This window comes from Ureaplasma ceti, from assembly GCF_040369755.1.
GTDB lineage: Bacteria > Bacillota_I > Bacilli_A > Mycoplasmatales > Mycoplasmoidaceae > Ureaplasma > Ureaplasma ceti.
On the sequence record NZ_BAABQM010000003.1, the window covers coordinates 53,439 to 76,706 of the forward strand.

The window sequence follows — 23,268 nt, forward strand, 5'->3', positions numbered from 1 at the left end:
TTAGATTCCTAAGAAGTTAGAAATAAATTGCACAATTGCTTTAGATTCTTGTTCTAATTGTAAAGAAATGTTTGGGTCATAAACCCCTAAAGAATTGTCATCGTATAAGTTTGTGTAAATTTTAAATTTCGGTTCAGTACCTGATAATCTAAATTTTACTCATGAATCATTTTCAAAATGATATTCTAAGCAACTACCAGCTTCGTTGTAAACCACTTTTGTCACTTTACGGTTCAAGATTTGTGGTTGATCAAACGTTTTTAATTGGTTCATCATCTTTGTTGCTTTTACTTTTCAGTCTAAACCTGGGATGATTAATGAAGTTGTCACTCCATATCAGTGTCCGTAAGTTGGGTAGATTTCTTTTTCTAAAATATCGATTAAATCCATGCCTTTTTCTGCATATTCAGACACGATTTTTAAAATTAAAGCTGCAGTTTGGAATGAGTCTTTATCTCTGTTTAAAGCGGTTGGTAAAGCTCCAATAGCTTCTTCAAAACCATTAACATAAACATCATTCTTAGTTAATTTATTAATTTGGTCGCCTACTCATTTAAAACCAGTAGCTGTTCTAATGACTTTACCGTTGTAAGCCTTTGCAATTCTATCAATTAGGTTAGTAGAAATGTAAGTACTAATAACAACTGGAGTACCAGAATACTTTTCAGATAATGGTTTAATTCTGTAGTAAGTTTCAATGATACCAGCTTGGTTACCATTTAAGAAGATTCATTGACCGTCTTTTTTAACAGCAACGCCTAATCTATCAGCATCAGGGTCAGTCGCAAAAATTAAATTAACATTTTCTTGGTTTGCTAGGTTAACAGCTTGTTCTAAAGCACGAGGGTCTTCAGGATTACAAATTGGTGTATTAGTGAAGTTTTCATCAGGATATGTTTGTGATTCAACGACGATACATTCATGACCTAAACTTCTAATGAAGTCGGGCATATATTTTGAGGCAGTACCGTGCATTGAAGTGTAAACCACTTTGATTGGTTTATCAGTTGGTTTAATGTCTAAATATTCTTGTACTTCTACAAAGTATTTTTCAATTAAACTTGAGTCTAGTTCATGGATTAATGAAGGTTCAGCGACGATATTTTTATCTAAAATTTCTGCTCAAGTGGGCATAAATTCGATCACTTTTTTAGAGTCTTCTGGTAGCATTTGACAACCAGTTTCGTCGTAACATTTAAATCCATTATATTCTTTTGGGTTGTGTGAAGCAGTAATGTTAATTGCTCCGTGGCAACCTAGATGAGGAATCAAGTAAGATGCAATTGGAGTCGGTAATAATTCGTTATTTTCAGTTAAAAATACTTCAATACCGTATGAAGTTAACGTATTAGCAGCGATATTAGTAAATAATTTAGCGTTTCTTCTGTTGTCGTGGACAACTAATGCTTTAGCTTTGCTACCAAATTTATTTACTAAAAATCTTGCATAACCTTCCGTTAATTGTTGGTAAGTTAATTCGTTTAAGTAGTGGTTACCAGGACCCATTTTAGCTCTGTATCCTGCAGTACCAAAACCTAATTCAGCTTCATTGAAAGCCACACTTACTTCTTCTTCGTTCATCAATTCCATTTCTTGTTTTAATTCTTTAGAAACTCTATGATGATTTTTCCATAAATCAAAAATCTTATTCATTGATTGTTTCTCCTCTATCCTAATTTAATTCTGATTTAGTCCACATCATTGGTACTAAATCGTAAAGTTTCACTTCTTGATATTCACCATCAAGATTAAACATAATGATGTTAGTGTCTTCATTGGCATAGTCTAATAGTAATTGTCTACACGCCCCACAAGGAGAGCCAAAACTACCAACAGAGTCTGTTAATAGATAGACATTTTTAAGTACCTTAGAACCAAAAGTTAATGCTGAAAATAGTGCGTTTCTTTCGGCGCATACGCCTAAGTTCATCACACTAGGTTCAACATTAACCCCTTTGAATTCACCAGCATCTGTTTCTATAATTGCTGCTACTTTATAATTAGAAAAAGTAGCAACAGAATTTTTTTGTAATTCTTTTAGTTGTAAAAACATTGACTGATGTTTATTCATAATTTGTTTAGCCTCTTATTTTTCTGCTTTTCTTGTTAATACTTCTACTTTGTTGTTTACTAAGCAAATAGTATCTTCGATTCTAACTCCACCTAAACCTGGAACATAAATTCCTGGTTCAATTGTGAAGACAGAAAAATCTTTAATTTCGCCATTGTAATTTTTTGAAATTCAAGGGAATTCGTGTACTTCAATACCCACACCGTGACCAGTTGAGTGTGTGAAGTATTCACCGTAACCCGCTTCATCAATAACATCACGAACGATTTTATCAATGTCAGCCCCAGTTAAGCCCATTTCAGATTTTTCAATTCCTAATTTTTGAGCTTTTAAGACTACATTGTAAATTTCAATCATTTTTGGATTAGCTTTTGTAATATCGCCAGCGACAAAAGTTCTAGTAATATCTGAACAATAACCGTCAACAATACATCCAATATCGGTTGTTACCATGTCTCCATCTTCAATTTTCTTGTCAGAACAATGGTGGTGAGGCACTGCACCGTTCACCCCACTGGCAACAATCGGTTCAAATGAGTTCTTTTCAGCACCCATTTCCAACATATGAATGGTAATCATTGTCGCTACTTGTTTTTCTGTTAAACCGACAATGTTTTGTGTTTTAATTCATTCAATAGTTAAAGCAGCAATATCAGCCGCTTTTCTAAGACTGTCTAATTCAGATTCTTCTTTTACTTGTCTTAGTAAACCAGATTTGAAATCTGAAATCTTCAATCCATTAATTTTCTTGAACATAATTAATTGTTCAAGGTTTGTGTATTCTGCAGATAATGCTAATGAAGTAATTTCTAATTCTTTTAGAATTTCTTCAATTTTGCCAAGTAAGTTACCGTCCAATAGTCTTACTTCATCAATATTTTTTACGGCGTCTTTAGCTGCGAAAAAATAACGGCCGTCAATTAACATAATTGAACGACCGTTTTTATTCACAAAGATATAGCCAGCCGTTGACATAAAGCCTGTGTATCAGTAACGATTAACGTCACTTAAAAATGCACAGCCATCCACACCTGATTTAGTTAAAAATTCAGCTAGTAATTCTCTTTTGTTCATTATTGATTATTTCTTAGCTTTAATTTCGTTGTGGACAGTAGCTTTTTGACAATTGTTGCAGTATTTACTTAAACTTAATTTATCTGGATTGTTTTTTGCATTTTTCTTAGTCAAATAGTTAATGTTCTTGCATTCAGAACATTGCATTCTAATTCCTCTTTTAATTGCCATGTAATTTCACCTCTACTATCGTTATGCATGTATAAAAAGTATGTATTTTTGATTATATAAGAATGTTACTTAAAAATTCTTAAAATACTTTTATAATTATAACAAATATGTAAGATATTTCGGATTTGTAATGAAAATAACTAGAAAAAACACAAAACAAGTGCGTTTTGGTGATATAGTACTGGGTGGACAAAACCGGGTTCTAGTCCAATCTATGACTACTACAAAAACACACGAAATTGAAAATACCTTAAATCAAATCGTTCGTTTAAAAGATAACGGCTGTGATTATGTAAGAGTTGCAGTCTTCGATAAAGCCGATGCCGATGCTTTAATCGAACTTCAAAAAAGAAGTCCACTAACTTTAGTGGCCGACATTCATTTTAATTTTGAATTTGCTATTCAGGCTATTGAAGCCGGAATTCCCAAAATTCGTTTAAATCCCGGTAATTTAGACGACCCTAAGAAACTAAAGTTAATTGTCGAAAAAGCGTTAGAACATAACACTGTTATTAGAGTTGGTGTTAATAGTGGTTCTTTACCCCAAGATATTCTAAAAGAATATGGAGTAAGTGCTGTCGGTATGGTCAAAGCTGCCGAACGCTACATTAACTTATTAAACAGTGAAGGATTCGACAACATTGTTGTTTCTTTAAAAGCAAGTGATCCATTGTTAATGATTGCAGCCTACAAATTAGCTAGTGAAACCTTTGACTATCCATTACACTTAGGTGTGACTGAAGCTGGTGTTTTATTAGACGGTACAATAAAGTCTGTTGTAGGTTTAACTCCATTATTACTAGATGGTATTGGTGACACTATTCGGATTTCTTTAACCGATGATCCTGTAAAAGAAGTAGAAGTTGCTAAGAAATTGTTGAACAGCCTAAAAATTAGAAATGATATGGTGGACATTGTCAGTTGCCCTACTTGTGGTCGTTTAAACTACAATATGTTCCCAATTGTAGAACAAGTTCGCGAATACACCAAAGACATGAACTTCCCATTAAAAATTTCTATTTTAGGTTGCATTGTTAACGGTATTGGCGAAGGTAAAGAAGCTGATATCGGAATTGCTGGTAGTTCACAAAAAGGTATCATTTTTAAGAAAGGAAAAATCTTAAAAACTGTGCCTGAATCAGAATTGTTTAACGAATTAAAATTGTTAATTGATGAAATGTGAGCCGAATGACAAAAGACTCATTAATCACTAGTAAAAAGCCTTCTGGATGGTCTCCAGAAAGCTTTTTTTGTTGCTTCTATAATAAATCATTAATGTTGTTAAACAACTCGTTTTTAGAACCGTTTCAGTCTTTTTCAGAGATTCTGAAAATTCTCATACCCTTACTTTCTAAGTATTGTTGTCTGCTAACATCATTATATTTTTGATCAGCACTAGAATGGTATCTTAAACCGTCAACTTCGATTCCCAATAAGAAAGCTTGAGATTTAGCATCTAAGAAAGCTAAATCAATTCTGTACTTATCCACATGGAATTGGTTCACTAAAGCTAGTGGACGTTTAAACTTTTGAGTCAATAATCATTTATAAATATCTTTTTCAAAGTAAGAATCAAATAAGCTTTCGTCAGCTTGTGAAACTACTGGATAAATAGCGTCTCTAATTTGTACATCACTATCGTCTAATTCGGGTTCTACTTCTACAGTTTTTTGTAGTAGTTTTTCATAATTAGTTTTTGGACGTTGTTTAATTGGAGTACGAATTTCTTGACTATGCAAGATATCTAAAATTAAACGTTGTAATTGGGGTTTATTTTGTTCTCACATAATTTGTGACACGATTAATAATTCATATCCTTTCGCTTTAATAAAGTTTCTTCTCACTAAAGCGTCATACTTTTCTTGCATTGATAAATTATCTTTTAAACCATCAATTTCTACACCCATCAAGTATTGTTGCGTATCCTTATCAAAGATAGCAAAGTCAATGTTATAAGAACCAATTGGATAGTTAGTTTTAATTTCTAAAGTTCTAACAAATTGCAATTGTTCTAGTCAAGTTTTCAGTGATTCACTAAATTGAGCTTCTTTGATTAACATTGAATCTACTTGTTTAAATGAATAAGTTTTTCTTTCTTGTGGATTCAATTCTAAGAAAGCTAACCAATTTTTAAAAGTCAGCAAGTCTAAGTTGCTTGCATTAGCAATTCGCACTTCAGAACTTTGAATTGATTTCAAAACAATCATTTTTTCTCTGGCTCTAGTAATCGCTACGTTTAAAGCATTTCTACCGCCTTTGTGACCAACATAAGTGGCACTTAATAAAGCGTTAGCAGCATATCCTACTGAGACGATAACTAAATCTGCTTCGTCCCCTTGAATGTTTTCTAAGTTTTTTACAATGACTCTGCCAGACAAGATGTAATCATACAGTTTCATATCTCTTTTAAAGATAAGTTCGTTCACTAATCCCATTTGAGCTGCATTTAACGTTAACAAAATAATTTTGTTGTAATGCTTTAAATTTTCAATTAATAAATCTACCATTAATTCAGCTTCACGGCGGTTCATAGAATCTTCTCAAATACCGTTCACGTTAATTACTTCGATTGCGTCGCCTCTGTAATTATTCTTATCTACTGTTTTTAAGTTAGATTCATAGAATTCTTTTGAAGAGAAGGTTGTTAACTCAGCAGCTACAGAACGGTAGTTCAACTCTAAGTTTTGTTTATTGAAACCGTTTTGAATTGCTCAGTTTAACAATGATTCATCATTCTTGTCGTCATTATCATCGTCATATTCTTCTCTAATTTCAAATCAAACAGATGGTTGCATTTGTTGGTTATCGCCAGCAATAATACTTTTATCTGCAATAGCGATGTAAGGAATACCTTTTTCTAAGAACAACTGACTAGCTTCATCAAAAATCACATAGTCATATTTATCATGTTCAAAGTCAATAAAATTAGCTAATGACTCTGGTGTTCCCACTAAAACATTAAACAGTTGTTTTAAGATGTCTTTAAACTTGTTGATGAATTTGTGTGGTAGAGCACGGCCAGCTTCAATTGCACCCACAAACTTCCCGAAGATATCAGCATCTTGACTGCTAATAGTTTTGAAAGTTTCTACAAATTTATATAGCAATGTTTTTAAAATGATTTCTTCATTATTTTTGAAGTGGTTTACTTCTGGCAGCGGTTGATTTAAATTGTCACTTAAATAATTAATTTTTAAAAATTGTTCTACATTTTGGATTTTGTTAACGTCTTGATAGAAGGCGTAATCATAAGGTTTAGTTTTTAAATAAGTAACAATTTCGTTATTGATTGAGAGTAAATTATCCATTTCTTTCGGATATTTCTTTCACAATCAGAAACCTTTTTTCTTGATACCTACAGCATTAGCTAAAGTATCTAAATCTTGCGTTTTAGTTGTAATGATAGTTTCTAAATATTTAGAAAAATTGGCTTGAGATAATGCGTGACATTGTTTTTGTACACTATATAAATCTTCAGCAGGTACATCATGATATTTATTTTCAAAACTGTAGAAAAGTTGTAATTCTTCTGCTTGGAATTTGGCATAAATTTCTTTATTTAATCAGTAAGTGTTTAACACTTCACTAATTAAAGGGTTTAAAGTATATTGACTATTCCCAATACCAAAGTTAGTTTTAATTCAGTTTAATAAAAGTTTTAAAGAATCATAAAACTCTTTTTTATCGTTTTGGGATGTGTTTCAAGAACTACTTGTTGCTGAATCTAGTAACGAAAAGACAAATAGGTTTAGTTTACCTAAACGTTCTAAAACAACGTCTAAAGCGGCTTTCTTTTGTGAAATAAACAAGGCTTTTTTGTTTTGCAATAAAACGTTGGCTAAAATGTTGGCAATTGTTTGTGATTTTCCTGTCCCTGGAGGACCAATAATAATTAAGTTATTGTTCAAGGCTGAAATAATTGCCTTTTCTTGTGAAGGATCTGTAGGACAAATTCTTGCAATCGGTACTTGTGTTTCAATTACATTTTTAATTGCTGTTTGGTCTAAAGTGAAATATTCTTGACTATCCACTTTTACGATAGAGTTAATTTCACCACTGTTGATTAAATTTAATAACGCTTTTCTTAAATTGCCACCAGCAGGTTCACCCACTAAGCACACTATACCACCACATTTAATAACTTCTTTGTTTTCAATTTCTGTGCTAGTTTTTTCTTCAAATGGTTGTAAGATTTGGGCTTCTGTATCCACAATTACGCTGCCAAAAAACTCATCTAATTCTTGAGTTAATTTATCTAGTGGAATACTATCCATATCTTCATTGATTTTTGGGAACGTAATGTTTAATTTATTTTCTAAGAAGAAGATTAATTTTTCATTAAACATAACTGAATCATCTTTAGAAACAAAGTAGAATTCGTTATCTTCTTTAATGATGTTCACTTCTTTTAAAACCAATGGGCTGTAAAGAGATTTATCACCAATCTTTACAGATAAAAAGTAAGTTCCTAAATAACAAGGTCAGATATTAGTTTCGTTGTAAATGTCATTAATTTCTTTAATGTTTTTAATTCATTTAGTAGAAAAAGTTAAGTTCTTATCTTCGAACTTTTTTAAAGTTTCACGTTTTAAAAAGCTAAGTTTAGCTTCACCTAAATCTTTAAATTGTTTTCTTAAGGTTGCTGTAATTCTTAACTTTTCCACACTGATTAAATCTAATAATTCATCAACAGTTTGACAAGCTTCAATTTTCTTTGCTACGGTATTAATATTAATTTTTTGCAATTTGACTTTAAATTCAGGTTCATGATAGATAGTTTGGAAGTCTCTATCACTAACCATTTTGTACACATCATGATTTAAAGTAGTGACTTTAAAAAATAAAGTGTTGTCACCTTTACTTTTAATTTGCAATAAATTATTTAATAATTTTTGGTACTTCTTGTCGTAGTTTTTGGCAGTAATGTTTAACCTTTCACTATTCGTTAATAAATATTGGTATGCCACGTCTATTTCCTTCTCTCCTTTGTTAAGTAATGTTTATTTTGGCTATTTCTAGCCAAAATAATACAATTCTTTTAATTTTAAAACGATTAGTGAAAATTATTGGAAAAAATACGGAAATTAATCATAAATATTTATTTATGATCTACATCTTTTTCCGAGCATAGAGCAAATTCGCAATCAAATAAATACAAGAAAATATTAAAAAATATTTTCATAGTTAATTATTTTGGGTTATAATAAAATTATTGTTACTAAAAAATTTATATTAATAAACTGTTTATCTAATTCCAAAATAAATGATTTATTAATATATTTTTTTGCAGATTAAGAGGTAAAAAAATATGAACACAAACCAAAATACTGCTTCATTTAGCTATTTAGAAGATTTAATTAATTTACAAGACCAAGACTACTGTTTTTTAGATATTGAACACAACAGTAGTTCAAGAAATGATAACGAAACAGAATATGACTTAATTGAGTTAGGTCTGATTACTAAAGCTGGCGTTGAAAAAGCTTTCTACTTTAAAAACAAAGCACATTTCGACACTTTTGTAACCAATTTCTTAAAAAAGAAACCCAGCTTTTATAAACAATTCCAATACACTAACCGTTACAAAGAAGAAATCCAAGAATTATTGAAAGACAAAATTGTCATTGTTTGAGGCGCTAGCAACGACACTACTTGGTTAAAAAAATGTTTTGGTATTAAAAACCCAATCATCGATTTATCTAAATTAACTAGTAAAGAATATCCTACTAAACTTAGTCTAAGCTTAGATAAAGCTTACGCACATTTAACTAAGACTTTTTATCAAGAAAGAACACACGGTGCTTTTGCTGATGCCAAAGCCGTACAAGCAATCTTTACAATTATTTGAGACCATGTGATAAACAATAACCTTCAAGCTTTAATGCAAGAATTTCAACTTGCTCAATTAACTCCCTTGTTAGCAGAACCTAAAGCTGAAACTGTCTTTGATAAATATTGACACAAAGTAAAACCTTTCAACCAAACTAACAATGGTTCTTATGTTTATATTATTAATGCTAAAGTAAGCAAAGATAGTCCTTTAGAACTAGAATATATCGCTTACAACGCTTTAACTAACCAAACTAACCACTATACTTTTAGTGGTTTAGAAACCGATGAACCTGATTACTTAAACAGATTCTTTAGTGCATGTCAAAATGCAGTTGTGATTTGAACCAAAAATAACAACATTAAAGATATTGAAAAACTAGAAAACCACTGGTTTAAACTTACTAAGCGTTACGCTAGTCTATGAGTTTGTTGCACTAAATCTTTACAGTTAGACAACAAGCTGAACCAACCTGAAACGATTACACAAACCCTTAAAATTCTTAACCACTTACATAACTAATATCCTATTTTGACTACTTGTTTTTTATCAACAAGTAGTTTTTTCTTACTAACAACAAATAATTTTTTTGATTTAAATGTTTATTTATTATTTTTAGTAATAAAAATAAGTTCTTTAATTTTTTTAAATATTCATTTAATCAGAGTTTGCACTATATATTAGAAAGATTGCTCTTTTTTTATAAAGTCTTATAATGTAGTTAAGATTTAATGTTTTAAGTTTGAATGGAGCATAAATCACAATGAAAACAAGTAACCAATCCGCTCAATTGGCTAACCTTTACCAATTTAGCGATGAATCTTTGGAAGCAGAACTCTTACGGTATTTAAAAGAATTAGACCAATTAGAACACAACCAAAATCAAGGTTGTATTCACTATGACACTCAACCTGCTTCTCACTCCGCCACTAGTGCTCATGAAGGCTTTACTTTACATGGTGGTTGTTGCAATGAAGAAAGTCGTCAACAACACCACCACATTGAGGAACTACAAACTAAAATTGAAAAATTACGGGCTAAAAGAAATGACAATATTTTAGCTAAGATTAACCAAATTAATAATCTTAAAGATTTGGATCACTATTTAGCTGTTTACGAAAAACAACAAAATAGTTTAGATAAACAATACGAAAAACTAAGTCATGACTACAAAAAAGCTTTAGGCATCGTTGATGTTATGGACTGCTGTGTCGATAACCATTACTTCTTAGAATTTATTAAAGAAGACTACTACAGCAATCCTAGCCAAAGCAAATACTTTGATAAAGTTTTAAAACTAAACGATAGTGCTTTAGAGTTAGACGAAATTTTAGAAGCACTAAATTTCAAGAGAAAAGAATTATTAAAACATCACGAACCTTCAAATGTTCATCACAGAACCATTTGAAAGCATTAAATAACTCAATTTCATACGAGTTAAGCCAATTAGTAGGGTCCTGAATTTTTGCCCGCTAAGTCATATAATCTTTTCCAAAAATCAAGAGGCCTCACTCTTGATTTTTTTAATTCTTAAACTATTCCTTTTACAATATTACTAATATAAAAGAAACGGAGTTCTGTTAGCAATGAACCAAAGTTTAAACGAAACTATTAAGGCCGCTTTAAATAAGCATGTTAAAACAGCAGACAACATTACTTATAACAGTGTTGATGATCACTTAGCCTTTATGGGTAAGATTGGTTACATCAACCTTGTCTTAGACGATGCACAAATGCAATCTTCATGCCGAGACCATAACTTAAACTTCATTAAACTATATAATTTAATGAACCAAGTGGTGGTGAACTTGTTTAAAAAACACCGGAACTTCTTAACCATGAGAAGTCACCACAACAGTATTATTGGATACTTTAATTTAAGAGAAGATATCGACTACAACTTATTATTCGAATTAGCTACAATGATAAACGCTTACCGGTTAGATTGAAATCACGGATTAAGTGAATACAACCAAGTGAACTTACCCTTTAGTTTATACGTTGGGTTCAGACCAGAAGCTATTGTTTCTGCTAGTGGTTGTGGTTCTAAATCATTCTTTAAAAAAGAACACCAACTAGTAGAAGACTACTTAATCTTTTTAAATGAACCAGTAACTGATTGTTATGAAACGGGTTATGACCAAGGTTTTTATTTAGATGAAGCTATCGTGATTAATCTACAAGATAAATACCGTAAAATGTGCAGTTTAACTTCAGACCCACACAATAATCACTATAAATACCAAACAGAAGCTCGTGCGAGCTTTACACAAGACTTTAAATGAATTAAATAAAAAAAGCCTCTAGGAGAGAATCCTAGAGGCTTTCTTTATTTATAGAATTATTTTCTTTCGCTAATTTGTTTGTTTAACATATCAACAAATTCTTCGTATGACATTGTAACAGTTTCTTCAGAGCCATATCTTCTGAATGAAATGTTGTTGCTGTCTTTAGATTCGTTGTCACCAATAATTAATTGGTAAGGCACTTTTGAAATTTGTGCTTCACGTAATCTCTTAGCTAATCTTTCGTCACGGTCATCAACTTCTACTCTGAAACCAGCAAGGTTTAATTTGTTCATTAATTCGTGTGAGTATTCAGCGTGAATATCTACGTTAACTGGTAAGATTTCGATTTGAGTTGGTGATAATCATAATGGTAAGACACCCTTAGTTTGTTCTAATAACATTGCTAAGTATCTTTCGTAAGTACCAATAATACCTAAGTGAACCATTACTGGTCTTTCCATTTCACCTTTTTCGTTCTTGTATTCTAATTCGAAACGTTCTGGTAATAAGAAGTCTAATTGAATTGTAGAAACAGTTACAACGTGACCTAAAGCTGTTTTAACTTGGAAGTCAATTTTTGGACCATAGAAAGCAGCTTCACCAGGCATTACTACGTATTCTAAGCCTTGTTCTTCTAAAGCTTCTCTTAATTGAGCTTGTGAAGATTCTCACATTGCTGTATCGCCATGGAATTTTTCTGTATCTTCAGGGTCATAAGTTGAGAAGTCAACTCTTCAAATCTTAGAACCTAAACCTTCGTGAGCTTCCACGATTGCTTTGTAACATCTTGCTACTTCTTCTTTAATTTGGCTTGGTCTACAGAAAATGTGTGTATCTTCTAACACCATTTCTCTAACACGTTCTAAACCAGTTAAACCACCAGAAGCTTCGTATCTGTGTAAGTTTGAGTGTTCACATAATCTAATTGGCATTTGACGGTATGAACGTAAGTCACTCTTGTACACCATAATGTGGTGTGGACAAGTCATTGGACGTAAAACTAATTCTTCACCTTCAACATCCATTACTGGGAACATATTTTCTTTGTAGTGGTCTCAGTGTCCACTAGTTTTGTATAAGTCAACAGTTCCTAAAACCGGAGTCATTACAGGTTCAAATTCATATTTGTGTTGTAAGTAGTTGATGTATCTTTGGATTTCGTATTTAATTTTTGTACCAGCTGGTAATCAAATTGGTAAACCTTGTCCTACTAATGGACTGAATGTAAATAATTTTAAATCTTTACCGATTTTTCTGTGGTCTCTTTGTTTTCTGTCTTCTAATAAAGTCAAGTATTCTGCAAGGTCAGCTTCGTTATCAAATGCTACCCCGTAAATTCTTGTTAATTGGTCATTTTTAGAATCACCACGTCAGTAGCTACCAGCTAAGTTTAATAATTTAATAGCTTTAACGTTTTTTGTGTTTGCTGTATGTGGACCAGCACATAAGTCAGTGAAGTCACCACATGTGTAGAATGTGATTTCTTCTTCATCTGGAATTTCAGAAATAATTTCTGATTTGTATTTGTTATCTTTGTAGAAGTCTAAAGCTTCTTGTTTTGAAACTACAGATTTTGTAAATTCATGAGCACCGCTCACGATTTTTTTCATTTGTTTTTCAATCTTTGGAAGATCATTAATTGAAACAGGCGTGCTGGTGCTGAAGTCGTAATAGAATCCTTCTTCAATTGCGGGACCGATTGTTAACTTAACATCTGGATATAATTTCTTTAAAGCAGCCGCTAAGATGTGCGCAGCACTATGGTTAAGTGCGTGATCAAATTTCATATTTTACCTCTTTCGTTGAACTTTTCATTCAACACCTATTTCTTAAAATTAATAATCATTATTAAGCGTTCTATAAAATAAAATGGCTGATTTTCAGCCACTGTCAATAAATATTTAAAAATTAATAAATTTAGCTTAATAAATTGTAATAATTATAATACTTTAAACGCAAAATGCGTTTGCTAATGTTAAAGTTTCAAAATTGTATTTATTATAATATTCATATAAACACTATAACGTTATTCAAATAATTTTTATAGTTAAGGAGATATTATCGTGTCAAAGAAAATTTTATTAGTGGCTGACTCTTCAACCACAATGTCGTCTCAAGATGCACAAAAATATGGTGTCGAAATTTTACCATTAGCCATCTACCGTAATGATGGCAAAAATTTTGTCACTAACTTAAATAGTTTAACCCCAGAAGAATTATTAGATATGCATGAAGAAGGTTATACTTTCACTACTAGTTGTACTCCACAATTATTGATGGAAGAAACTTTAAGAGCTAAGCTAACCGAATACGACTACATTTTAGCTTTACCTATTAGTAGCAAATGATCTTCACAATACAGTCACTTAAAAGCCTTGTCAAATGAACCTGAATTTAAAAATAAACTTTATGTAGCTGATGTTTTAGAATTCGGTTACGCTAACGAAAACCTTTGCATTGATTTAAGAAAAATGATTGATGAAGAAGGTTTAGATGACCCTGAATTACTTGTGCAATATGCTGAAGCTTACAGACATAAAACTATCTGTTACTTTGCTTGCCGTAATTTAAACGGTTTAGTTGCTAGTGGGAGAGTACCTAAAGCAATTTCTAAAATTTTTAAATTAGTTAAAATCTATCCGTTAATCAAAATGGAAGCAGAAAACCACTTAGAAAAAATTATCAAAAATTGAGATAATATTCCTAACACTATGATTAAATCAGTCATTAAGACTTACGGTGGATTAAAACCATCTGAAATCAGAAAAGTAACCGTGTTAACTGCTGGCAATTCTCAAGAATATATTAACCAATTTAAAACTGATTTAGCCGCCGCTCTAAAAGTAGATCCTCAACTAGTGGAAGTAAGATGAGCGCCTAACATCTTTATTAACATTGTGCTAAAAGGTAGTATCGGTGTTCACTTAATCGCCAACAAAAACAAAATCTAAAATTCTTTTTTTAGATAATAAAAAAGTAGTGAGGACTCTTCTATTTCTTATCTCACTACTTTTTTCAAAACAAATACTGTTTGTATTGGCTACAAACTACGAGTAGTTAGACACCCTACTCATGATTATTATATAAAAAAGGGGTAAGCGAACTGGAGAAAAGGTAGAACTAAATTTTGTCTACTTTAAACTCACCCGCCACCCAATATCTCGCAAATAAAAACTGAGCATTCTACCTTGTGCTCAGTTTTTTTATTATATTGTTTTTAATTAAACTATATTTCTTAATTAGAAAGGAGGTTATTAATTACACATGAGAATAAATACTATCAACTAGGATTAATATAACCATTTTTTAAACATATTATCTTACAGAAAAGAAGATTTAATTGTTTTTTCATGAATGCTTCTACCCTACCTTGAGATAAAGAGAAACTACTAAAAAGCTAAGGGAGACTAACCCCTTAACTTTTTTAATGTTTATTGCGAATAGCACGGTCGTATTACCGGTGATGATGCTATTGTTGTCAGACACATTTAAGAATGTTCATCACGCTTATTCTTAAATGTTTATGCTGACCCTATTTCTATAACGGGAAACACTTTTTTTGTAAAGGAAACTTTATATTAAAAGAAACCGAATGTATAAAAAATAAAGATTTAATATACATTGCAAAAATAAAACAATTAAGGTAGATGAACACGTTTGTTTCATCCACCATTATTATAGTTTCTTCCGTCAACTTTGAGCAAAAAAGGTATAAAAAAATAACTTAGAGAAAATATAGAAACTCTAAGTTATTAGCAAAGTAAAAAATTATTATATTAACAATGCAAACATTCGACTAGTTTGCTGTTTGTAGGAGATATTTGTGTTGTTAGTTGACGATATGTACCACTACATCATAATGAGTCAACTAACGTTTGTTCACTTAGAACTTTTATAACTAATTCATTACGCTTATTTATAAAGTGAACCCATCAAATAAAATAAAAATTTAAAAAATTAAAGCACTCAATAAGACGAGCACTAAAAATAACAATAAAAATATTCACAAGCTTGAAAGGAAGCTTGTATAGTTTTATTCTATACTGTTTTTTGTGTTTTCTAATTTTTATTCTAGGCAATAATAAATTTTCTTTTAAATTCTAAGTAGCCTTCATTAATTTCTGTATCAATCGTTAAATTATTCGTTTCTTCTGGGTCTTGGAAAACAGTTGTAATTTTGTGTATATGACACGCTTCTAAATCACCATCTTTAACAGATTGGTAAGATTCAGACACATCCAATCAGTTTAAATTACAATCTAAAGTAATTGCAACTAAAATTTCATCAATTGTGCGAAACTGTTCACAATCCGCAATCAACTTTTTGTAATAAAACTTCACTTGACCAATCGGTTGGGTTTGCGAATAAATCTGGTAAATCATCACCGATTGCGTATCATTTAGCACATACCCAGTTTGAAAAATTAAGCGTTTATCTAATAAAGAATTGTAAGGCAAGTACACACGCGTAAAAAAGGATTGGTTAACAAAGTAACCAACCCCTTTTTTTGACGTTAAAATATTTTGTTCTGTCAGCTGGTTATAAGCTTGGCGCACAGTAATGCGGGTGCATTGAAACTGTTCGGCCAACTTGTTTTCAGAAGGAATAGGCTCACCCACCCGGTAGCTTCCGACCACAATTTTTAAAATAACATATCTAACAATAAAATCTTTTGTAGTCATAAAGAATAATTATGGTTAAAAATTATTTTTCTTCTTTAGTTGCTTCAGCTTGTTGTTGTGTTGCTTGGCTTTCTTGTTTTCTTAATTCATCAAGAGATGCGTATAATTTCTTTTCAAGTTCAGTTAAATCTCTTGGGAATTTTTCAATAATGAAAGCAGTTGTTTTTTCTTCTAATAATGTTTGTTTTGCAGATTCAAATCTTTGTTTATCTGACATGAAATCTCTGATTGGTTGATTTGTTTGTTGGTAGTAATCTTGTAAGATTTTTACTAATTCTTGGTCAGTGATTGTGATGTCAAATTCTTTTTGTAAATCAGCAAAGATTAAAGCTTTCATGATTAATTTATTAGCAATTTCTTCAGCATATTGGTTTTTGTCTTCACCAAATGAAGAAATAATAGCTTGTTTGTATTGTGCTAATTCTTCAGCATCAATATCGAATGTGTAGCTTTGTACTAATCTATCCATTGCTTGTGAGAATAAGTTATCTCTTAAAACCACGTTGTGTAATTGTTGGTCTCTTTCTTGTTCTGATAAATTAGCAAATACAGTATTGATTCTTTGTTTGTGCATTTCTAACACTTGTGGATCAATTCTTAATTCAGAAATCACGATTGGAGTCTTTCAGTCGATTTCTCTTTTTTCCACGATTTTACTTTTAATAGTATTTTCCATATTCAATACGTTCCTTTATGTCTTTTATATTTTTTATTCAATACACTTAAATTATAAACAATAGTTAAGTATTCAGTTCTGATTACTGTTCTAATTCTAAGAATGCAACTTTTAAGTCTGAATCAGAAACTTTTTCAATTAAGGCCTTACGTTTTTGCGCTTTCGTGTGCAAGTGCAATTTTTGCTCGTAGTTTACAAGCTCTTTTGTAATCTTGTTTAAAGCATCATGGACTGCAGCCCGGCTTACTTGAAACGTTTCAGCAATTTCTGCTAACGAAAAATCATCAAAGTAATAAGCTGTGAAGTAGTCGCACTGTTTTTGCGTTAGTAAGGTTTGATAGTAATCAAACAATTCGATGAGTTCAAAACGATTTTCGTTACTCATGGTCTTGAGTTACTTTGATTTGGTCATCAAAAGCAGCAACCATAGCGTCAACGAATTGTTCTAAATCAAATGGTTTTAAGTCATCTAACGATTCACCTAAACCAATGAATTTCACCGGTACATTAAAGGCATCTTTAATAGCTAAGACAATACCACCCTTAGAAGTAGAGTCCATCTTAGCTAAAATAATTCCTGTTAATTTAGTTACTTCATTAAACGCTTTAGCTTGAGCTAAACCAGATTGTCCAGTAGTTGCATCTAACACTAATAAGGTTTCGTGCGGCGCTGTTTCATCAAATTTATGAATAACATCGTACACTTTCTTTAATTCATTCATTAAATTAGTTTTATTTTGTAATCTACCAGAAGTGTCACAAATAACTAAATCATAGTGTTCAGCATAACCTTTTTGAACACCTTTGTAAATAACAGAAGCAGTTTCTTGACCAGTTTTATCTGGTACGATAATGTCCACACCTAAACGAGCTGATCAAATTTTTAATTGTTCTACAGCACCAGCTCTAAATGTATCACCTGCAACTAGTAAAACTTTTTTATTTTGGTCGACAAAGTATTTAGTAATTTTCGCGATAGAAGTAGTTTTACCTACACCGTTAGAACCTACTACTAAAACTACATTAGTTCTATTTTCATACAAGTTAATGTCTGTCGAAATATCTGTATCTTGAATATAGTAAGTGAACATTTTATCAATCAAGATTTGTTTGATTAATTCAGCATTGCTTACGTTACGGTAGTTTACTTCATCTCTGACCGCGTCTACAATTTTCATTGTTGCAACGTAACCAACATCATAAGAAATTAATAATTCTTCTAATGATTCGTATAATTCTTCGTCAATTTCTCTATATTCAGTAATTAAATTTGCAATCGCTTCGTTTAAACCTGAAGAAGATTTTCTTAAACCTGAGTCAAATTTATCTTGGTTGTTTTCAACTTTAAAAACTCTGTTTTCTTCATTTTTTTGCGCAACTTGTTCTACAGTTTTGTCTTGCGCAGGTTTCTTACGAAACTTATCAAATATTTTTTTAAAAAATCCCATGATTATCCTTCTACTTAATTATCCTGATTTTCGTGTAAATGTGTTCTATCGCCCACAGTTTTTTTAATTTCATCTAAATCAGTTTTGATAACTTTAGTTACCCCTTTCACTTGCATTGTTGTACCGTATAGAACGTTACACATTTTCATTGTACCTGTACGGTGTGTAATCACTAAGAACTGTGTTGAATCACTAAATTCTTGAATCAATTTTGCAAATGTAGAAACGTTAGCTTGGTCTAAAGCCGCTTCAGCTTCATCTAATACAACTAATGGGAATAATGATGATTTTAATAACGCAAATAAAATAGTTAAAGCTACTAAAGTCTTTTCACCACCAGATAATAAGACTAAGTTAGAAATCTTTTTGCCTAAAGGTTGAACAATGACGTCAATACCAGATTCTAAAACGTTTTGCGGATCAGTGTATTTGATTTCACAAGTTCCACCACCGAATAAATTTCTGAAAATACCAGGAATTGTTGCGTTCACACGGTCTACTACAGCTGTAAAGTCTGCTTTAGCACGTTTGTCTAAGTCATCAATAATTTTTCTCAAATTATTTACTGATTCTCTTGCTGAATCGTGTTCTGTTTTTAAAGAATTGTATTCTTGTTCTTTTTCAGCCAATTTATCTACTGCTTCGTAGTTAATATTACCTAAACCGTCTAATTCAGTTTTTAGTTTATACACAACACTCTTAGCTTCAGCGGTTGTCATTTCTAATGGTTCGTTATAATCAGCTACCGCTGCATCAATTGTCATGCCGTATGAAACTGATAACTTGTTATGAATATTTTTTAAGTGAGCTTCTAAAACAACCACTCTTTCTTTTTGTGAGTTGTGTTTCTTGCTTACTTCGTTAAACTCTTGTTGTGCTCTTTCGAAGTTGACTGTGTATTTTGAATATAAGTCGTGTGCGTGCGCTCTTAGTTCGATTGCGTTGTCATACTTATTCATTAAATCAGCATACTTTTCGTTAGCTTCAATCAATTTCACTTCAAAGTCATTAATTTTAACTTGTAATTTTTGACCAGATTCTACTGTATCTTTGATTGAGTCGTAACCAGCTTGGTTTTGACTAATTCTTGTAGATAAGTCTTGAACTCTTGTTCTGAAAGTTGAAATTGATGAAGTTAAGTTATGTAACTCAATGTTCTTTTCAGCAATGTCAGAATCTAATGATTCAAATTTAATCTTAGTTTGTGTCAAGTATTCACTTGCTACTTCTAGCGCTTCTTTAGCCTTAGCAATCTTACTTTCTAAGTTAAACATTGATTTATTAGTTTGTTGTTGACCACCGCTTAAAGCACCACCAGTAAAGACGATATCTCCGTCTAAACTAATAACTTTATAGTTGTAGTTCACCATTTTAGCTACTAAGTTAGCATTTTCGATGCTATCAGCAATTGCTACGTTACCAATTAAACTTCTCACAATATTAGAGTATTCGTCATTGTAAGACACTAAGTTAGAAGCAACATCAATAAAGCCTTCCACTTGAGACATAATCAATAGAGAATCTTCTCTAATTTCTTTTGGCTTGATTGTGTCTAAAGGTAATAACGTAGCTCTACCACCATTATTTTTCTTTAAGAAGTTAATTGCTCTTACCGCAGTTTCCGTTGTATCTACGATTAAGTTGTTACCCGCTTTTCCTAACGCTGTTTGAATTGCAATTTCAAATTTTTCCGGAACAGTTAACACACTAGAAACTGTTGAATGAATACCAAATAATACGTCTTTAGCGTTCAATAAAGTGTTCACGCCTTTTTCACCATTTTGACTAGATTGCATTAATTCACTTAAGGTGTTTAATTTATTTCTAGCAGTGTTGTGCGCTAACATTGCTTGGTTGTATTTATTGGTTGAATCTTGTTTTTCAACTCTTAAATCTTCCAATGTTTGTTTTACTAAAGTTAACTTTTGTTCACCGTTAGTCAATTGGTTTTGCACAGAATTTAATTCAGCTTTATCACTAGCTAATAATAATTCGTATGATTTTCTTCTTTCTTCAAGACTACCTGAAGATAAATTATTTTCTAAGCTGTTTTTGTACTGAATTTTTTTGTAGTTTAAGTCGTTAATTTCTTTACTCAAGATTTCTTTTTCGTGGTTTACAGCCATGAAATCTCTGTCTCTATCTAAGTAATCTTGGTAAGTTTTGTCTTTTAAAGCTCTTGATTCGTTTAATTTAATTTGCGTATTTGAAATTTTGTCTTCACTTAAAATTAAAGCGTTTTCTAAATCGTGAAGTTCATCTTTCGCTGTTAAAACTTCTTGAACAGATAAACTAACATCTAAACGTTTCATTTCTTCAAATTTAGCTTTGTATAAAGCAGCTTTTTCTGCTTGTTTGGTTAGTTCTTTAATATCTCTTCTTAAAACACCTTCATATTGGTCTAAACGTTCTAAGTTAAGAGTAGCTTTTTCTAACATGTGAAGTGTTTCGTCTTTTTGTTTAGTATATCTACCAATACCAGCGGCTTCTTCGAACATGTGTCTACGGTCTTCTGGTTTAGCTTCAGCAAACCAGTTTACTGTACCTTGAGAAATAATTCCTAAAGAGCCTTTAGTTAAACCAGAGTCTAAGAACATTTCTTGAATGTCTTTCAGTCTTGCCGGTTCGTCATTAATCATGAAAATACTTTCACCAGATTTTCTGATTAATTTTCTTGAAATTTTAACTTCATCACTTTCGTAGTGCAAAATTCTTGTTGTGTTGTCAAAAGTTAGTTCAACTAAAGCGTAATCTGCTTCATTCATGTCTTTTGAACCTACGAAAATTAAGTTTGTTTTTTCTTTACCACGTAAAGATTTAATTGATTGTTCCCCCATTGCTCACTTTAACGCGTCCACAATGTTAGATTTACCAGAACCGTTTGGTCCGACAATCCCAATCATTGTTTCGTTAAAGTTTAGGGTTACTGGATTAGCAAAGGATTTAAATCCTTCTGCGTGAAATTTTTTTAAGAAAACCATTTAATCACCATTCCACATATTTTTATAATACTTAATATAATAATGTATTTTTTTAGGCTTTAATAATATAATTATTAATTAATATTGATATTTAAGAGGTAATAAAATTGTCACAAGATCAGATACCTAGGAAGTTCTTTCATCCTCTTCCTAATTTAAAAAGCTTATTAGTCCACTTATTCAGTTTCGAATGAAACAAATTATTTAAGAAAAAAACGGACGTAAACAACAAGCACCATACCGGCCAAGACATCGTCGATTCTATTGATGAAATCGAAGAACTAAATCTTGATAACGAGGAAATAAATGAGGAGGTAGAAGAGTATCTTAGTGATACTGCAATTTTACATTCTGAATTATTAAATGATGCCAAAGAAGACGTTGATGATTTACACAACGTGTTAAACGGCTAGGAATACAAAAATGAACGTAGAAAAACTCACCCCGTTTATGGGATGAGTTTTTTTGTTTTATTTTAAGTTTAAGTATCTATTTAGTTCGTGAGCAATTGTTTGACTGTGGTCACCAAACAGAATGGTAACACTATCACAGTTTTTTAAAGTGCCTTTTGCACCTAAACCTTTTAGTTCTTGAATTTTCACTAGTTGTAAATCGTGTAGTTTAACTTTTACATTACTGATTGTGCTAGTTACTGAGACTACGTTATCTTTGCCACCTAAAGCATGAACTAAATGTTCCATTTTGAAATCAATTGAAGTTGTACCTTTGATTTCCATGTTTTTAGTTTGAGCTAATTTTTTTGCTTTTCTTTTTGCGTAAAAATAACCAATTCCCAAAGTACCAATATAGAATAATTTAACCTTTGTTTCTTTTTTCATTGTCACTAATCTCCTAAAAGTGTTAATTTAATTTTACCAATTCTGTTCTTTGTGAGAAACGGATTTATAATCCGTGCTCGTGAAGTTTGGAGTTGGAGAGTTAGTGTAGAATCGGTTAACGGAACTAATTGACCATCACTTTTTAAAAAAGTATCTGTTAACCGATCAGTTGTAATAGTTAACTGGTGATTTTTATTTAATACCAATGGTTGCATTAATGATTTAAAGTTGGGATATAAAGATGGTCCCAGTTCGAATAAGCACATACTATCATCATCAAATAATAATGGTCCGTGAAAACTTCTGTTCAATCCACTTGAACCTAAAGCTGTAGTTACATACAATCCACTACCAAAAAAACTATAAAATGGTTGGTTATCCACCGCTACACTAAAATGTGCAGAAGTCGATAATCGAGTAATAGTGAATTCGTTGATAGCAATTGTGGATTCGTTGCGCACGTTCGTTGCTTGTAAATATTGAAAAGTAGTAAACTCTTGTTCGTTCAGTTGCGTTAAATCTTGCACATTTTTAATATTGGATAAGAATCCCACGTGACCAGTGTTTATAAATAATAAATCCACCGACTCGTTTACATATTCTTTCATCGCATGTAAAAAAGTACCATCGCCACCGAGAACAATAACTAAATCATAGTTATCGTTATCTTCGATTCAGGACGGCATTAATTTAACAATTTGTTCTTGAACTGTTGGATTTTTTACAAAAAAATGAAATTTTACTCGTTTTGGACTATTATTCATCGTTATTTCTTAAAAAGATTTCAATGTCATCAGAGTTGTAACCAATCATCAGGCGGTACGGGTGGTGGTGGTTTTTAGTATATTGAATAATAATTGGTTTTTTAAGAATAGTAGGTTCGTGTTGAATTAAGTGAATTAATTCATGTGTGGTAAGATCGTCTAAGTCAATATTACTTTGTTTAAAAAAGTCTGATCTTGTTGCGATAATATCTTCAAATCCACCGTCTGTTAAACTAAGAATATCCAATAAAATTTTTTCATCAATCGGTGCCTTAATTAAATTAATCGGCATAATTTTAATGTCATGTTTTTTGAAAAATTTTAAAGCCTTGGCGCAAGAAAAAGAGTTTGAAGACATCAATACATAAATCATTTTTATCACCTTTAAAGAGTCTTAAAACATTGTAATTATAAAATACAAAATATATATTGATAAAATAACA

20 protein-coding genes are annotated in these 23,268 nt (G+C 31.4%); 6 read left to right on the plus strand and 14 right to left on the minus strand.

Annotation, left to right across the window (positions count from 1 at the left end; all coding sequences use genetic code 4):
- From ABWU82_RS02550 to rpmG, 4 genes are read right to left on the minus strand one after another with little or no spacing between them, the layout of a single operon-like run.
- Nucleotides 1-1,653 (minus strand): phospho-sugar mutase, encoded by a 1,653-nt coding sequence (locus tag ABWU82_RS02550; protein ID WP_353289934.1) that lies wholly within the window; start codon nucleotides 1,651-1,653, stop codon nucleotides 1-3.
- Nucleotides 1,654-1,672: 19 nt separating this feature from the next.
- Nucleotides 1,673-2,071, minus strand: a complete 399-nt coding sequence (locus ABWU82_RS02555; protein WP_353289935.1) for a cytidine deaminase family protein — start codon at nucleotides 2,069-2,071, stop codon at nucleotides 1,673-1,675.
- A gap of 15 nt (nucleotides 2,072-2,086) precedes the next feature.
- On the minus strand, nucleotides 2,087-3,145 hold the full coding sequence (locus ABWU82_RS02560) for a M24 family metallopeptidase (protein WP_353289936.1): 1,059 nt from the start codon (nucleotides 3,143-3,145) through the stop codon (nucleotides 2,087-2,089).
- Nucleotides 3,146-3,151: 6 nt separating this feature from the next.
- Complete coding sequence (gene rpmG, locus ABWU82_RS02565) at nucleotides 3,152-3,316, minus strand: 50S ribosomal protein L33 (RefSeq protein ID WP_353289937.1); 165 nt, start codon at nucleotides 3,314-3,316, stop codon at nucleotides 3,152-3,154.
- Nucleotides 3,317-3,446: 130 nt separating this feature from the next.
- Here rpmG and ispG point away from each other — a divergent pair, with 130 nt between their 5' ends.
- Entirely contained in the window at nucleotides 3,447-4,523 is a 1,077-nt protein-coding gene (ispG, locus tag ABWU82_RS02570) for a flavodoxin-dependent (E)-4-hydroxy-3-methylbut-2-enyl-diphosphate synthase (protein ID WP_353289938.1), read from the plus strand.
- A 52-nt stretch (nucleotides 4,524-4,575) separates the two neighbouring features.
- Here ispG and ABWU82_RS02575 read toward each other — a convergent pair whose 3' ends face one another.
- Nucleotides 4,576-8,283 (minus strand): AAA domain-containing protein, encoded by a 3,708-nt coding sequence (locus ABWU82_RS02575; RefSeq protein ID WP_353289939.1) that lies wholly within the window; start codon nucleotides 8,281-8,283, stop codon nucleotides 4,576-4,578.
- 341 nt (nucleotides 8,284-8,624) lie between these two features.
- On the opposite strand from ABWU82_RS02575, the gene ABWU82_RS02580 reads away from it, so the two are divergent.
- From ABWU82_RS02580 to ABWU82_RS02590, 3 genes are all read left to right on the plus strand, one after another.
- Entirely contained in the window at nucleotides 8,625-9,668 is a 1,044-nt protein-coding gene (locus ABWU82_RS02580; RefSeq protein WP_353289940.1) for a 3'-5' exonuclease, read from the plus strand.
- A 241-nt stretch (nucleotides 9,669-9,909) separates the two neighbouring features.
- Nucleotides 9,910-10,563 carry a hypothetical protein gene (locus tag ABWU82_RS02585; RefSeq protein WP_353289941.1) on the plus strand — a complete coding sequence of 218 codons (654 nt, stop codon included), beginning with the start codon at nucleotides 9,910-9,912 and terminating at the stop codon, nucleotides 10,561-10,563.
- Nucleotides 10,564-10,732: 169 nt separating this feature from the next.
- Nucleotides 10,733-11,440, plus strand: a complete 708-nt coding sequence (locus ABWU82_RS02590) for a hypothetical protein (protein WP_353289942.1) — start codon at nucleotides 10,733-10,735, stop codon at nucleotides 11,438-11,440.
- A gap of 47 nt (nucleotides 11,441-11,487) precedes the next feature.
- Here the strand turns inward: ABWU82_RS02590 and thrS are convergent, their stop codons facing one another.
- Nucleotides 11,488-13,221, minus strand: coding sequence for a threonine--tRNA ligase (thrS, locus tag ABWU82_RS02595; RefSeq protein WP_353289943.1), 1,734 nt, complete (start codon nucleotides 13,219-13,221; stop codon nucleotides 11,488-11,490).
- A 276-nt stretch (nucleotides 13,222-13,497) separates the two neighbouring features.
- Here thrS and ABWU82_RS02600 point away from each other — a divergent pair, with 276 nt between their 5' ends.
- The gene (locus tag ABWU82_RS02600; protein ID WP_353289944.1) at nucleotides 13,498-14,385 is read left to right on the plus strand and encodes a DegV family protein; all 888 of its coding nucleotides are present in this window, start codon (nucleotides 13,498-13,500) and stop codon (nucleotides 14,383-14,385) included.
- A 1,120-nt stretch (nucleotides 14,386-15,505) separates the two neighbouring features.
- On the opposite strand, the gene ABWU82_RS02605 is transcribed toward ABWU82_RS02600, so the two are convergent.
- The 5 genes from ABWU82_RS02605 to ABWU82_RS02625 form a co-directional block, all read right to left on the minus strand.
- Nucleotides 15,506-16,117: a winged helix-turn-helix domain-containing protein gene (locus ABWU82_RS02605; protein WP_353289945.1), complete on the minus strand. Its 612-nt coding sequence runs from the start codon at nucleotides 16,115-16,117 to the stop codon at nucleotides 15,506-15,508.
- A 22-nt stretch (nucleotides 16,118-16,139) separates the two neighbouring features.
- Nucleotides 16,140-16,793 carry an MPN555 family protein chaperone gene (locus ABWU82_RS02610; protein ID WP_353289946.1) on the minus strand — a complete coding sequence of 218 codons (654 nt, stop codon included), beginning with the start codon at nucleotides 16,791-16,793 and terminating at the stop codon, nucleotides 16,140-16,142.
- A gap of 82 nt (nucleotides 16,794-16,875) precedes the next feature.
- Entirely contained in the window at nucleotides 16,876-17,178 is a 303-nt protein-coding gene (gene ylxM, locus ABWU82_RS02615; RefSeq protein WP_353289947.1) for a YlxM family DNA-binding protein, read from the minus strand.
- On the minus strand, nucleotides 17,171-18,241 hold the full coding sequence (gene ftsY / locus ABWU82_RS02620; protein ID WP_353289948.1) for a signal recognition particle-docking protein FtsY: 1,071 nt from the start codon (nucleotides 18,239-18,241) through the stop codon (nucleotides 17,171-17,173). Before ftsY ends, ylxM begins: the two co-directional genes overlap by 8 nt.
- A 14-nt stretch (nucleotides 18,242-18,255) precedes the next feature.
- Complete coding sequence (locus ABWU82_RS02625; RefSeq protein WP_353289949.1) at nucleotides 18,256-21,222, minus strand: AAA family ATPase; 2,967 nt, start codon at nucleotides 21,220-21,222, stop codon at nucleotides 18,256-18,258.
- A 107-nt stretch (nucleotides 21,223-21,329) separates the two neighbouring features.
- Between ABWU82_RS02625 and ABWU82_RS02630 the strand changes: the two genes are divergently transcribed.
- Nucleotides 21,330-21,635 carry a hypothetical protein gene (locus ABWU82_RS02630; RefSeq protein ID WP_353289950.1) on the plus strand — a complete coding sequence of 102 codons (306 nt, stop codon included), beginning with the start codon at nucleotides 21,330-21,332 and terminating at the stop codon, nucleotides 21,633-21,635.
- Between the two features lie 57 nt (nucleotides 21,636-21,692).
- Here ABWU82_RS02630 and ABWU82_RS02635 read toward each other — a convergent pair whose 3' ends face one another.
- The 3 genes from ABWU82_RS02635 to ABWU82_RS02645 are packed head-to-tail and all read right to left on the minus strand — an operon-like array spanning nucleotide 21,693 to nucleotide 23,198.
- Nucleotides 21,693-22,061 (minus strand): PTS sugar transporter subunit IIB, encoded by a 369-nt coding sequence (locus tag ABWU82_RS02635; protein WP_353289951.1) that lies wholly within the window; start codon nucleotides 22,059-22,061, stop codon nucleotides 21,693-21,695.
- 5 nt (nucleotides 22,062-22,066) lie between these two features.
- Nucleotides 22,067-22,825, minus strand: coding sequence for an NAD(+)/NADH kinase (locus ABWU82_RS02640; RefSeq protein ID WP_353289952.1), 759 nt, complete (start codon nucleotides 22,823-22,825; stop codon nucleotides 22,067-22,069).
- Nucleotides 22,818-23,198: a Spx/MgsR family RNA polymerase-binding regulatory protein gene (locus tag ABWU82_RS02645; RefSeq protein WP_353289953.1), complete on the minus strand. Its 381-nt coding sequence runs from the start codon at nucleotides 23,196-23,198 to the stop codon at nucleotides 22,818-22,820. Before ABWU82_RS02645 ends, ABWU82_RS02640 begins: the two co-directional genes overlap by 8 nt.
- Nucleotides 23,199-23,268: the final 70 nt, after the last annotated feature.